Below are 12,433 nucleotides of genomic sequence, written 5' to 3'. Positions count from 1 at the left end.
TGATTTGCTCCCTAGAAATTGTGAAGCAATACATCCAGAATCAGTCAGAGGGTGCTATCCATCCCCACCGTATAGACCGTGGGGAATTCCGCACCTTACGTTAAAAGCTAGAGCTCTGCTACCTTTGGGATCCCTGCTCCAGTTTTCCACCCCTGCTTCAGCAGCAGTCGCCAGCGCCTGCCGCAGCTAGGAGGGCCTAACCCAGAGGAGGGGAATCTGGGTTTTGAGCCTCGCTGGGAGGCTGAGTTTTGTCTGGGGATAGGCTTGCTTCCCAGTTTCGCAGTTGGCTCAGTTGGGAGCGCACTTGCAAGGCAATTTGCAAAGCAGCCTCCAAAAGCCGCGACTGTTCGCTGGCCTGTTCCCTTATCTGGAGCGCAGTTAGAGTCGTCAACTCGTCACCGAAGAACTCACTTTGCTGCTCAATAAAGTCTTTGTTCTGCCGCAAGATCCGTTCAGTTTTCAAGGCGCGGATTAGGTCGCTGCGAGCCAGCTTCAGAGCCTCGATAATCTGATCCCGCTGGGGCAGCTTGACCTCAGGGTTACCTGCCTCCACCAATTCGTCATTGATGTGAATAGCTTGAATAAGCTGATGGTAGCGATCTACTTCTTCCAGCAAGTTCAGCAAGAGCGGCAGGCGGCGGCTGCGGAAAATCCAATAGGCTTGGCCCAAAGCGGCAATGGCTGCCAGGATCCCCCATTCCACCAGCCAAGTGCCCCAACTGCTGTGCAGGCCAGGGATCCAGATCCGCCCCAGCAAGGTCAGCAGGGATCCCCCCGTCCAAAAGGTCAAGAAACGGCAGAAGAGATCCAGCACCAACAACAGGCGCAGCAGATCCCAGAAGGCGGAGAACTGGCGCAGCCAATCTTTCCAGCGACGGACAGGCCGAGGTCGGTACAGCCAATCTATAGGTACCCCGGAAAGGTTTTCCACCAGAGAAGGGGAAATGACCAGCTCCTGTAAATCCCGCCGCATCACCATTGCCGAGTGTTACAAATTTCTCCCATTTTACTGAGACTGTTCTGCGGAAGGAGACTGCCGGCAAATCTAGATAACTAGATAAAATAAGAGCTGCTCTGCTATTTGGGTCTTCACGACCTTGTGCCGGCAGCAGGTGGGGATCGGCTTGCGGAGCAACAACGGGTACAGGTTTGGGAAAGAGGAGACAAGCAGGGTGAGCAGTCAACTGCGCCAACTGAAGGCCCATCTCGCTGAACCGGAAAACTTTGCCCTCTACGGGCAGGTGATCTATCCTACTCCTGACGACAAACCCTTCGATGGCCAAGATGCCCAGTTGGTTTTGAATCAGGGGCAACCCCGCTTTTACCTCATGCGCTTGCCCCGCCGTGGCCTTCGGTTCACCCAAATAACTCACCACACCCGTTGCACCCAGTGTCTGGGATCCCTGCACGGCAAGGAGTGGTTTATCGCCGTCGCGCCGCCTGCCGACGAGCTGCAAGTGGATGAGATTCAAGCTTTTCGGGTGCCCGGCGACCGCTTTATCAAACTGGAAATGGGCACTTGGCATGCCGGCCCCTACTTCGACCACGAGGAGTTTATCGATTTCTACAACCTGGAGCTGGCCGACACCAACCTCACCGATCACGAGACAATCAACCTGCTTCAGACCTACAACCTGGAGTTTCAGATCATCCCTTGAGCAGCCGAATTCAGCAGCAAAAAAGCAGATTCATCTAAGGTGCATTAAGGTACGGGGATCCCTACCAGCACTAAGGGTGGAGAGAGAGGATCGCTTTGGGCTCTATCTCTAGTAGGCAAGGCCAAGGGGGAGAAACATCGTTCAACTTATTCTCAGGTTCTGCTCTGGCACTTCCCCCCCTGCGTGATAAAACAGGGTCAAACCTGGCAGGGTTTTGGAGATCTGTTGCGATGGCTACACTTCAACCCACCCAAGTGACCTGCAAGCTCTTGGGGGCTCTGGCCCTGTTCCTCTGCCTGGGGCTGCTGTCTGCCTGTGACGAGGGTAGCAGCAGCACCGTCAGTCCCCCCAGCCTCACGCCCACTCCCACCCCCGCCAGTCGGTAAGCCTACAGGACTTACATGCCTTGGCAGCGGCTGCCCAGTTGGAAGCCAGTCTGGGCAGGGGGGGTTCTTAGTTTGCTCTGCCTACTATTTTTGGTGGCTGCCTGTGGTGGGAGGGGATCCCTCACAGCTCCAGAACCTCCGCGGGCAGGAGAGCTGCCGATTGCCAACTTCCTCTGCCAGTTGGATCGCCAGACTCGCACCTTCACGGGCTCCATCTATGCCGAGCAGCCTCAGGCTGCCACCTGCAATCCCGGTCGCCTCACCCCGGCAGCAGCCCAGAAGATGATAGATCGGCTGAACTTTCTGCGACTGTTGCACGAGTTGCCCCCGGTGGAGCTCAATCCTGAATTCCTGGAGGCCGCTCAGCAGGCGGCGCTGCTGCAGGTGGCCAATGGCGCCCTCAGCCACGAGCCACCCCCCTCTTGGCGTTGCTTCACTCCTGCCGGGGCGGCGGGATCCCGCTTTAGCAACTTGGCGATTGGCCCGATTCTGGAGCTGAACGGCCCCGACCCAGGGCGGGTGCTGGCGCGCCAGGTGGACATCTACTTTGCCGAGCCGGGCCGGGAAAACTTCGTGGATGTGGGGCATCGCCGCTGGAACCTCTACCCCCAGTACGCCCAAGGAGCTTACGGCATTGTCTACGACCCGCGGGCCGGACGGGTGACCCAGGCCAATGCCAATTGGATCTTCGGTTTTGACGAGTCAGTGCCAGATCCAGAGTTCATTGCCTTCCCGGAGAGGGACGGCTACCTGTACCGCCTCGAAGGGTTTTCCAGCCAACCTTTGTCTGCCTACCGCTGGTCTTTCTCGGTGCCCAGCCGCGGCGGCCTCTCTGATCTCAGCCAGGCCCAAGTTCGCATCACCGATGCCCTCACTGGCGAGGCAGTGCCGGTTTGGGATATCCGGATTGGGGATCCCGCCTTTGGCCTAGAGACTCTCACTTACTCGGTAGGATCCGTCCAGCCCAATCGCCCCTACCTCTTTGAGATTAGCGGCATCCGGCTCAAGGGCGGGCCGCCGCGCACCTATCGCTACACCACTACCCTCTACGACTGCGACCCTCAGGCGCCGCAAAGGTCTGCACCCGTAACCGCAGGACTGGGGATCCCACCCCGCTGGCTCTGGCAGAAGGAGCCCTTCAACCTCAGCCTAGAGTAGGACTTCGCACCCTGATGCTCAACTGCATGCATCCGGGATCGAGACATTAGTCCTCTTCTCCTCAGTTGGGAACAGCCGTGGCTGCCTCCCTTCTCCCTAGCCGCCAGAACTCCGGCCCGCTGACGCCAGAGGAATCCAAGCACCGAGCAGGTTAGTTGCAACTGGGAACAGCTCCACCGTTGAGAAAATCTAAGGAAAGTTGAGATTCTGATACCATCGTTGCCGTCTCTTTACTGGAGGAGTTAGGCTCTAATCATCAAAGCTTTTTTTAAAGCTGCTTTACCAGCCCCAGAGAAGCGACCTCTCTGGGGCTTTAAGATGCAGTCGAAAAAGAAGGGGACTAGGAGGCGGGCACTACACCTCGCCGGACGGCAGGCCCAAGGGCGCGGCTGCCGATGTCGGAGCGGTAATGGGCTTTGGGGAACTGGACTTGCTCCACGGCGGCATAGGCTTGGCGCAGCGCTTCCGCCAGCGTTGCCCCTTGGCCGGTAAGACAGAGGACGCGCCCGCCGTCGCTGAGGAGCTGCTTGCCCACCTGGCGGGTGCCGGCATGGAACACGAGGGCCCCGGTGGCAGCAGCAGCCTCCAGGCCAGTAATGGGGATCCCTCGCTCGTAGCTGTCAGGGTAGCCGGGGGCGGCCATGACCACGCAGGCGGCGTAGCCAGGTTTCCACTTCAGTTGAAGATCGGCCAGCCGTCCCTCGATGCAGGCCAGCAGCACCTCGTCCAGAGGGTTTTCCAACAGGGGCAGGATCACCTGGGCTTCGGGATCCCCGAAGCGGCAGTTGTACTCCAACACATAGGGATCCCCGTTGGGCGTGATCATCAGGCCGGCGTAGATCACCCCCTGGTAGCGGATGCCCCGCCGCTGCAGCGCCTGCAGGGTGGGATCTAGCACTTGGGCCTGGATGCGGGCCAAAAGCTGTGGCGTCACCAGGTGGTCTGCTGGGGCGTGGGCCCCCATGCCGCCGGTATTGGGGCCGGTATCGCCATCGCCAAGGCGCTTGTAGTCTTGGGCGGGCAGCAGCGGCAGGCAGATCTGGCCATCCGTCAAGGCCAGCACCGACACCTCTTGGCCGGCAAGGAACTCCTCAATCAGCACCCGCTCGCCCGGCTTGGCCAGGGCTGCCTCCAGGGCCTGCACGGCTTCTTCCCGGCTGTGGGCAACGGTTACCCCCTTGCCGGCGGCCAGCCCATCTTTTTTAATTACCACCGGATAGCTGCCTTTGCCTGACGGAGTTCTTGAATCCAGGTAGGCCAGTGCCTCAGACAAGTCGGCAAAGCCAGCAGCCGGAGCCGTAGGGATCCCTGCTTCCTGCATCAGTTGCTTGGCCCAGAGCTTGCTTCCCTCCAGTTGGGCGGCGGCGCGACTGGGGCCGAAAATGGGGAGCCCCGCTGCCTGAAAGGCGTCCACAATTCCCGCGACCAAGGGCAGTTCCGGCCCCACCACCGTCAGGCGGATCCCTTGCACGGTAGCAAATCGCACCAGTCCCTCGATGTCGGTGGCCGCCAAAGCCACAGACTGACAGCGGGGCATCTGCTGCGTGCCGCCGTTGCCAGGTGCACAGTAGACCCGAGTAATCTGGGGAGACTGCAACAGCTTCCACGCCAAAGCGTGTTCTCGTCCCCCGGAGCCGATGACCAAAGCCTGCATTGCGCTATCCCACTGTTTGTAAACGCCGCTTGTTTATCTTGGGATCCTCTCCGAACATTCCCCATTAGACCATGTTCCCGCGGTGTTTCTGCTCGCGTCAGCGGGAGGGGCTTCTTGTATTCTGCTTAGCTTGCTGCCAGGGGACGGCCCCGCCAAGTCCAGTTGCGCCCGCTGGTGGTGCGGATGGCAGAAGCCAAGATGATGGCCGCCGTCACCCAGCCTCCCACTGCCGTCAGCCACCAGTAACGCAGCGGCAGGTGGGCCCAACGCCATAGAAGCAGGCGGATGACCCCTTGGCCTAGGATCCCGGCCAGGCTGGCCGCCAAGACCTGCAGGGATCCGGTAGCCACAGCCAGGATCAACCCCAGCCAGGGCAGGCTGCAGATGCCCAAGACAGTGACCATCGCCAACACGGCGAGGGCCCAGTTGCGCTCCAGGCCCAGGAACCAGTTTTTCGTCCACCCTTCCCAGAGTGCGGCTCCATTGGCGTACATGCGGCATCGCACCCGCGACCCCCCTAGGCAAATCTGCAAGCCCAGGCCAGCCGCTTTGATGCGCTGGGCCAAGGCCACATCCTCGATAACCACATTGGCCACGCCGGCGTGTCCGCCCACTTGCTCGTAGGCGGAGCGGCGAAACAGCATGAACGGCCCGAAGGCAAAGGCCTTGGGACGCTTGGGATCGTTGACGGCGGCAAAGTCGTAGCCTGCCGCCAAGATGACCATCATGATGGGCTGCACCAGCCACTCGGCCAGACAGCCGCACACCAACTGAGGCCCTACGCTTACCAAGCCGCTGCCGCTTGCCAGCAACTGTCCTAGGGTTGCTTCGATGGCAGCGGATCCCAGCCGCACGTCGCAGTCGAGAAAGAGCAGGTAGTCGGGGGGATCAGGCTGGGCGGCCAGGGCGGCAACGGCCTGGGCACAGGCCCAGTTTTTGCCCACCCACGTTTGACCCTGGGGGCGGGGATCCCCTTGGAGCAGGTGCAGCCGCGGATCTTGCCGTTCGGCAGCCAGGGCCTGGGCCAGCTCCCAGGTGGCATCGGTGGAGCCGTCGTCCACCAGCCAGACCTGCAGCGGGGCGGCGGTGCTGTCCAGGATGCTGCTTAGGCAGCCCACCACGTTTTCCGCCTCGTTGTAGGCAGGCACGATCACCGCCAGCCGCTCCAGGGCCGCTCCGACCTCTGCCGCTTGCTCCGGCAAGGGATCCCGCAGCCAGGGGGAAGCCCACAGCGCCCGCCCCAGCCGCAGCGCCACCAAGGCAATCGCCAGGGCCGTTAGCGCCAACACCATCGCCAGGATCTCCGGGATTCCCACTCTTGCTTCCCTCTTTCAGATAAGGAACGGATTTTGCCCATGCCCTAGCCCTGGGATCTGCCAATCCTCTAGGCAGACAAAGCCCTCTCTACGATATCGCTGTAGGGGCGGGGGAAGATCAGCCAAACCTGGCTTTGCGTTTCCACCAGGGATCGCACCAGTGGCGAGAGCTGGGCAATTTCCACGTAGCCGTCCTCGGTTTTGAGTTGGATCCCTTGGTCGTAGAAGCTGTAGCCCTGGACGTGGGCCGAGCGAATTCCCAAGTAGCTTTCTGGATCCAAGCCATCTTGCTGCATCTTCTGGCTTAGCGTTGCCACCAGCTCTTGGCGTCGCTCTTCTGGCAGGCGGCTGAGGTTGCGGGCCTTGAACAGATCCCGATCCAAATAGCGCCGCGCCAGATCCGCTAGGATGCGATCCTTCCCCGCCATGGCCCAAAAGCGAAAAGGGTAGCTGAACATCACATCGTCAGCAGCCAAATAGAGGGGCAAAGGCAGCTCGAAGGGATCCCCCTTTTGCACCGCCAGCGCCGCCCAACACCAGGCACTCAAGATGGGATCCAGCTCGATCTTTCCCTGGTGCAGGAGCACCTGGGCCCGCTTGAAGAGCCGCTCCAACATAAAGCGGGCACACAGGCTCTTGGGGTGCTGGTACACCTGGGTGTACATGAAATAGCGCACCACCAGATAGTGCTCGATGGCTCCCAGGCCTTTGCGGGCGGGAATGGAGAGGGATCCCGTCTCCGGGTCGTAGTCCAACACCGTGAGGATGCGATCCAGATCCAGGTGGCCGTATTGGGCGCCGGTGAGCAGGCTGTCGCGCATCAGGTAGTCAAAGCGGTCGCAGTCCAGTTGGCTGGCAATAAGCTGCCCCACCAGCGGCAGGGGAAATTGTTTCTGCCACACCTGCTCCAGTTGGGCCGGCAGCTGCGGGTCAAACTCCGCCACCAGCGTGGCTATCTGGGGATCCTCCCGCGCGATGCGGGCCGTCCAGACCTCGTGTCGGCAGCCGAAGATCTCCTCGCCGGCATGGCTAAAGGGGGCATGGCCAATGTCGTGCAGCAAGGCGGCAACCAGCGTTACAGCGCGGTAGGGGCGCAGCTCCGGGTAGCGGCGGGCCAATCTGTCAAACAGGCGCCGCGTAACCTGCAGCACTCCCACCGAGTGGGTAAAGCGGGATCCCTCAGCGCCATGGAAGGTAAAAAAAGCGGTGTCCAACTGGCGGATGCGGCGCAGGCGCTGGAAGGCCGACGTGTCGATGAGGCGAATCAGCAGCGCCTCGACCGGATCCCCGCCATCCAGGCTAATGGCACCGTGCAGGGGATCGTGGTAGGTGCGGGACTTGCAAAAACGCAGCGCCATACTCCCACCATACTCGCCAATTGGCCAATCTTCGGCTAGCTTGGCTGGGAGCTTCCCCCACCTCTGCAGCAAAGCTACCCCATGGGCTCCCCTACTTGGCAAAAAAGGCAAGCCCCCAGACCCGTTCGGTTGCTGCTGCTCTCAGTGGCAATCGGGATGCTGGGGTGGGGGCTAACCGCTTGTTCCGAAACCTCTGGATCTCCCCCCGCTGTTCTCATACCCAGCCCGCCCGCCCTCACCCGCTATGTGGCTCTGGGAGCCAGTGATGCCGTTGGCTTCAACGCCTCCATCTCCTGCGATGATCCAGCCAACGCTGCCGGCACCCGCCCGCAGCGCTCAGAGCCGCTGGACTGCCCCAATGGGACGGGGTATGTCCCCCGCCTGGCCCGCCTGCTGCCCGGCCCGGTGGAGCTAATTAACTTGGGCCGCTCAGGAGCGGTACTCAGCCCAGCCATGCAAGCCCTGCGGGAAGGGATCCCGGCCAACCTGCTCCAGGATCAAGTGCCGCGCATCCCTCCCAACGCCACCCTGATTACCCTCTGGGTGGGCGGCAACGACACCAACGCCATTGTCTTCGCGGCAGCCCAACGGGCCCTGCAGGGGGAGGATCCCTTGCCCTTTGTTGAGCGCCAGATCCAACAATTTGCCGCCGACTACCAAACCCTGCTGCAGGCGGTGCGGGCCCGTGCTCCCCAAGCTCGCCTGGCGGTGGCCAACCTGCCCAACTTTGCCCTGATCCCCCTGGGGCAGCAGCAGCCCAGGGGCCTGCGGCAACTGCTGGCTTGGGTCTCCGTCGGCCTCAGCCAACGGGCCATCAACCCCCTGAGCCAAGAAGGGATCCCCGTGGTGGATCTCCTCTGCGATCCCCGCTCCTACCGCCGCGAGTCTTTCTTCCCCGGCCCGCTGGCCGATGGCTTTCACCCCAACGACCGGGGATATGCCGACCTGGCCGAGGCCTTCTTGAGGATCCTGCAGCAGCCCGTCCCGCCTCAGCGCCGCTGCCCACCCTTTAGTGAGGTGGGATCCCTTGCTCCCGAGGCATTGGCAGAGCTCTCGTCTAGCAGCTTCCCAAAAGCAGAACTCCCTTCTCCAGCCCAGGGAAGCCGTGAGAGCCAGCCACCCCCTCTTACGAAGCCGCCACCGCCGCCGAGGAGCGCCGCCGCCGCCCCAAGGTTACCTGCTCCTGCCGCACTTCGCCAACTGGCAGAGAGGTGACCGGCACAGACTCCTCTTCAGGCGACTGGACAAAAACCAGTACCGTCGGCTTGCCGGGCAGTTGTTCGCGGACAAAGCGGCGCACCACCCGCTCCACCTCTGCCTTGAGGCCGGCCCAGTCGATCTCCAGCCTGCCCCGCTCCAGCGAGCGGGCAAAGCGCGGCCAAGCTTGCTTGAGGGTGTCCTCCAGCAGGGGTTTTAGGTCGGATCCCTTAAAGGAATTGCCCTCACCCGCCAGGCCCAAACTTTGCACCTGCGGCGTGCAGAGCAACTGGCCACTGCCATCCAAGCTGATGACTACCGTCACCATGCCATCTTTGGCCATCTGCTGGCGCTCCTGCAGCATCTCGTCCATGACCACCCCATCGTGGGAAGCGGCAATCATCTGTACCCCCGTGGGCACCTTGCCGACGACAGCAATGCGCTCCTGGTTCACCTCCACTACATCGCCGTTGCCGATGATCACGATGTTTTCCCGCGGGATCCCCATGCTCATTGCCGTTTCGGCGTGCTTGACCAGCATGCGGTATTCCCCATGAGTGGGAACAAAGAACTTGGGACGGGTGAGGGCAATCATCAGCTTCTGGTCTTCCTGGCAGCCGTGGCCGGAGACGTGCAGCCCCTTGTCTTTGCCGTAGATGACATCGGCTCCCAGCTCCATCAGCTTGTCGATCACCCGCGTTACTGCCAGCGTGTTGCCGGGAATGGGGTTGGCCGACCAGATCACTGTGTCTCCTGGCTTGATCTGCAACTGCGGGTGCTCGCCGTTGGCGATGCGGGTCAGAGCAGCCAGCGGTTCGCCTTGGGATCCCGTGGTGAGGATGATTACCTGGTCGTCCGGCAAGCTGTTGATGACATGCATCGGCTGCAGCGTCTCGTCCTTGCAGCGGATGTAGCCTAAGCGCCGCGCGTGAGCCACCACGTTCAGCATGGAGCGGCCCAACAGAGACACCACCCGGCCCTGCTGCTCGGCAATCTGCAACACCAAATTGAGGCGGTGTACCGAAGAAGCGAAGGTAGTGATGATCACCCGTCCCTTGGCTCCCGCAATCGCCTTGGTAAGGCCTGGCACCACCGAGGCTTCGGAAGGAGTAAACCCAGGCACCTCGGCGTTGGTGGAGTCGCTAATCAGACACAGCACCCCCTTTTCCCCATGTTCGGCCAGTCGCTGTAGGTCGAAGCGCTCCCCATCCACCGGCGTGTGGTCAATCTTGAAGTCGCCCGTCTGGATGACAACACCCACCGGCGTGTGCAGAGCCACCGTGAAGCTATCGGGAAAAGAGTGGGTGTTGCGGATAAACTCAGCAAAGAAGTACTTGCTCAGGGGCACGATATCCCGCGGCCCAACCGGGCGCAATTCTGTGCGGTTCAACAGCCCCACATCGCGGAGCTTGTCCTCCAGCAACGCCAGCGCCAAACGCGGGCCATAGATGACCGGAATGTCGAATTCTCGTAGGTGATACGGGATCCCGCCGATGTGATCTTCGTGGCCGTGGGTAACCACCATCCCCCGCACTTTATCGCGGTTTTGCTTGATGTAGGTCATGTCCGGCAGCACGATGTTGATGCCGTGCATGCTCTCATCGGGGAAAGCCAAACCGGCATCCAGCAGGATGATGTCATCCTCGTAGCGGAAGGCCCAGGTGTTTTTGCCGATCTCCCGCTCGCCTCCTAGCGGGATCATCTGCAGCGAGGCAGTGGGCTTGGCTGCCGAGGCCGCAGGACGGGAAGCAATGGAAGTCCGTGGTGTTGGCATATTAGCTTTAGATCCTCAACAGTGACAGTCAAACAGACAAAAACTGGTGTAGACAAATCCCAGCAAACTTACCCGCAAGGTCATAGGTAAAAGCCGGATTCCGCGGTCGCAATTTATCTCTTTCCCGGTGGGGAAAAAGCAAAAACTTTAGAAGAAAAACGGCCCTAGTCACAGCTCAAACGCCACAGAAGACCCCCCAACCCTTGAAAAACTCTCGTCATGGTAAAGGCAAAACCTAAGAAAATGTCATAAAGATGGGATCATGAAGCCTTCGCCGTCCTTCGTTCGGATCCCTGCGCTTCAGCCAGGAGGCCTACTTCTTGCAGCACTTGCCGTAAAACCTGTAGAGAACTGCCCTGGAGAGGCACCAGCGGAGGGCGCACCTGCCCCACTCGCCAACCCTGCATCTCTAGCGCTGCTTTGATGGGAACAGGGTTGGTCTCGATGAACAAAGCCTTAAACAGTGGAAACAGACGCAAATGATAGGTCAAAGCTTGGCCGTGTTGTCCGCTGCTGTAGCTTTGGATCAACTCCTGCAGTTGCGGTCCAACCAAGTGGCTGGCTACACTGACCACACCGCTGCCTCCCAAGGATAAGATCGGCAGTGTCAGAGAGTCATCTCCTGAATAGATGCCGAAATGTGGGGGAGTAAGCCGCCGAATTTCCGAAACTACATCCATTGTACCACTAGCTTCCTTGATGGCGACAATCGTTTCCAACTCCGCTAGTTTCGCCACCGTTTCCGGCTGCAGGCTCACCCCCGTCCGACCGGGAATATTGTAGAGCATGATAGGCAGGTCGCTGGCTTGGGCAATCGCCTTAAAGTGCTGATAGAGGCCAGCCTGGGTGGGCTTGTTGTAGTAGGGCACCACTTGTAAAGAGCCATCCAAACCCAATTGGGCAGCTTTTTTGGTGGCTTCGATGGCCTCGCGGGTGGAGTTGGATCCCGTGCCGGCGATAACTTTAGCCCGACCGGCCACCGCATCTCGCACCACGCGGAACAGTTCGTACTCCTCTTGCCAGGTTAGGGTGGGAGACTCGCCAGTGGTGCCGCAGACCACCAAGCCATCGCTGCCGTGGGTTACCAAGTAATCAGCCAAACGAGCGGCTTCTTCGTAGTTAAGCTCCCCCTCAGGCGTAAAGGGGGTCACCATTGCCGTCAGCACGCGACCGAAATTCACAGGTTATCTCTCCCCATCAACCACGCCGCTCGCCATTGCCGGTCTGTGACCCCGCAAAATCCAATGTTGCGGGCCAGAGCCTTGGTTATCCCCTTATCATACCTGCCTTTGGGCCAGGGATCCCGTTTGGCCGGCGGGGCTGCTTGCCAAGGCTCAGCGCACCGGTTGCCTCAGAGCAGCTAAAAAGGAAATAACCTAGAAGGGGCGGACCGTTTGAACCCAGAATGTATGGTAGCCCACCAACTCTGCCTTTAGTCCTGGGATCAGCAGCCTTCCGGGTCCTGACCTTTCAGCTTCGAGGATTGCGATGGACGCTCTAGCTGCCATAAAAGCGCGCATCTCCGCTGACAAGTTCGATCCCAGCCAGCTTCTATCGGAAGCGGAGATCCGCGAGCTGGTGGCCTATGCCACGGAAGCTCCTTCCTCCTTCAACATCCAGCACTGGCGTTTTGTTGCTGTCACGGCTCCCGAGGACAAAGAGCGCCTTAAGGCCCTGGCCTACAACCAACAGAAGGTGGCGGATGCGGCGGTGGTGTTTATTGTCCTGGGGGATCTGAAAGGCTATGAGAAGCTGCCTGAGATTGTCCAAAGGGCTGTGGCCGCCGGGATCCTCCCTCCGGAACGGGCGGAAAGCTGGGTCAACATGGCCCAAGCCACCTACGCCAACAACCCTGCCTTGGCGCGGGATGAGGCAATTCGCTCCGGGGCGCTGGCGGCCATGGCCTTGATGATTGCGGCCCAGGCAAAGGGC

At 60.6% G+C, this 12,433-nt stretch carries 11 protein-coding genes; 5 read left to right on the top strand and 6 right to left on the bottom strand.

Annotated elements, in window-relative coordinates; all coding sequences use genetic code 11:
• Positions 1-196: 196 nt before the first annotated feature.
• A complete protein-coding gene (locus NW845_RS10565) occupies positions 197-973 on the bottom strand; it encodes a hypothetical protein (protein ID WP_414371423.1) in 777 nt (258 codons plus the stop codon).
• 199 nt (positions 974-1,172) lie between these two features.
• Here NW845_RS10565 and NW845_RS10560 point away from each other — a divergent pair, with 199 nt between their 5' ends.
• The 3 genes from NW845_RS10560 (at position 1,173) to NW845_RS10550 (ending at position 3,202) form a co-directional block, all read left to right on the top strand.
• Positions 1,173-1,658: an ureidoglycolate lyase gene (locus tag NW845_RS10560; protein WP_414349238.1), complete on the top strand. Its 486-nt coding sequence runs from the start codon at positions 1,173-1,175 to the stop codon at positions 1,656-1,658.
• A 230-nt stretch (positions 1,659-1,888) separates the two neighbouring features.
• Positions 1,889-2,044 carry a hypothetical protein gene (locus tag NW845_RS10555; RefSeq protein WP_414366047.1) on the top strand — a complete coding sequence of 52 codons (156 nt, stop codon included), beginning with the start codon at positions 1,889-1,891 and terminating at the stop codon, positions 2,042-2,044.
• Positions 2,045-2,059: 15 nt separating this feature from the next.
• Positions 2,060-3,202: a CAP domain-containing protein gene (locus NW845_RS10550; protein WP_414378466.1), complete on the top strand. Its 1,143-nt coding sequence runs from the start codon at positions 2,060-2,062 to the stop codon at positions 3,200-3,202.
• Between the two features lie 340 nt (positions 3,203-3,542).
• On the opposite strand, the gene purD is transcribed toward NW845_RS10550, so the two are convergent.
• The 3 genes from purD to NW845_RS10535 form a co-directional block, all read right to left on the bottom strand.
• On the bottom strand, positions 3,543-4,856 hold the full coding sequence (gene purD, locus NW845_RS10545) for a phosphoribosylamine--glycine ligase (RefSeq protein WP_414378464.1): 1,314 nt from the start codon (positions 4,854-4,856) through the stop codon (positions 3,543-3,545).
• 125 nt (positions 4,857-4,981) lie between these two features.
• Positions 4,982-6,172: a glycosyltransferase gene (locus NW845_RS10540; RefSeq protein WP_414378463.1), complete on the bottom strand. Its 1,191-nt coding sequence runs from the start codon at positions 6,170-6,172 to the stop codon at positions 4,982-4,984.
• 68 nt (positions 6,173-6,240) lie between these two features.
• Positions 6,241-7,530: an HD domain-containing protein gene (locus NW845_RS10535; protein ID WP_414378461.1), complete on the bottom strand. Its 1,290-nt coding sequence runs from the start codon at positions 7,528-7,530 to the stop codon at positions 6,241-6,243.
• 129 nt (positions 7,531-7,659) lie between these two features.
• Here NW845_RS10535 and NW845_RS10530 point away from each other — a divergent pair, with 129 nt between their 5' ends.
• Positions 7,660-8,745 (top strand): SGNH/GDSL hydrolase family protein, encoded by a 1,086-nt coding sequence (locus NW845_RS10530; RefSeq protein WP_414378460.1) that lies wholly within the window; start codon positions 7,660-7,662, stop codon positions 8,743-8,745.
• Here the strand turns inward: NW845_RS10530 and NW845_RS10525 are convergent.
• Together NW845_RS10525 and dapA are read right to left on the bottom strand one after the other, a co-directional pair.
• Positions 8,657-10,501, bottom strand: coding sequence for a ribonuclease J (locus NW845_RS10525; protein WP_414378458.1), 1,845 nt, complete (start codon positions 10,499-10,501; stop codon positions 8,657-8,659). The two genes, NW845_RS10530 and NW845_RS10525, sit on opposite strands and share 89 nt — an antisense overlap.
• A gap of 260 nt (positions 10,502-10,761) precedes the next feature.
• Entirely contained in the window at positions 10,762-11,682 is a 921-nt protein-coding gene (gene dapA, locus NW845_RS10520; protein ID WP_414378456.1) for a 4-hydroxy-tetrahydrodipicolinate synthase, read from the bottom strand.
• A gap of 307 nt (positions 11,683-11,989) precedes the next feature.
• Here dapA and NW845_RS10515 point away from each other — a divergent pair.
• Positions 11,990-12,433, top strand: a 444-nt coding sequence (locus tag NW845_RS10515) for a nitroreductase family protein (protein ID WP_414378454.1), incomplete at its 3' end; no start/stop codon positions are given.

This window comes from Synechococcus sp. H60.2 (assembly GCF_047462315.1).
Lineage (GTDB): Bacteria > Cyanobacteriota > Cyanobacteriia > Thermostichales > Thermostichaceae > Thermostichus.
Note: the sequence above shows the minus strand (reverse complement) of the source record. Positions and strands in the feature narration are given on the sequence as shown.

Bases quoted from the DNA above. Each gene is read 5' to 3' on its own strand.
- NW845_RS10565 (WP_414371423.1), bottom strand. From the start codon at position 973: ATGCGGCGGGATTTACAGGAGCTGGTCATTTCCCCTTCTCTGGTGGAA.
- NW845_RS10525 (WP_414378458.1), bottom strand. From the start codon at position 10,501: ATGCCAACACCACGGACTTCCATTGCTTCCCGTCCTGCGGCCTCGGCA.
- purD (WP_414378464.1), bottom strand. From the start codon at position 4,856: ATGCAGGCTTTGGTCATCGGCTCCGGGGGACGAGAACACGCTTTGGCG.
- NW845_RS10550 (WP_414378466.1), top strand. From the start codon at position 2,060: ATGCCTTGGCAGCGGCTGCCCAGTTGGAAGCCAGTCTGGGCAGGGGGG.
- NW845_RS10535 (WP_414378461.1), bottom strand. From the start codon at position 7,530: ATGGCGCTGCGTTTTTGCAAGTCCCGCACCTACCACGATCCCCTGCAC.
- NW845_RS10555 (WP_414366047.1), top strand. From the start codon at position 1,889: ATGGCTACACTTCAACCCACCCAAGTGACCTGCAAGCTCTTGGGGGCT.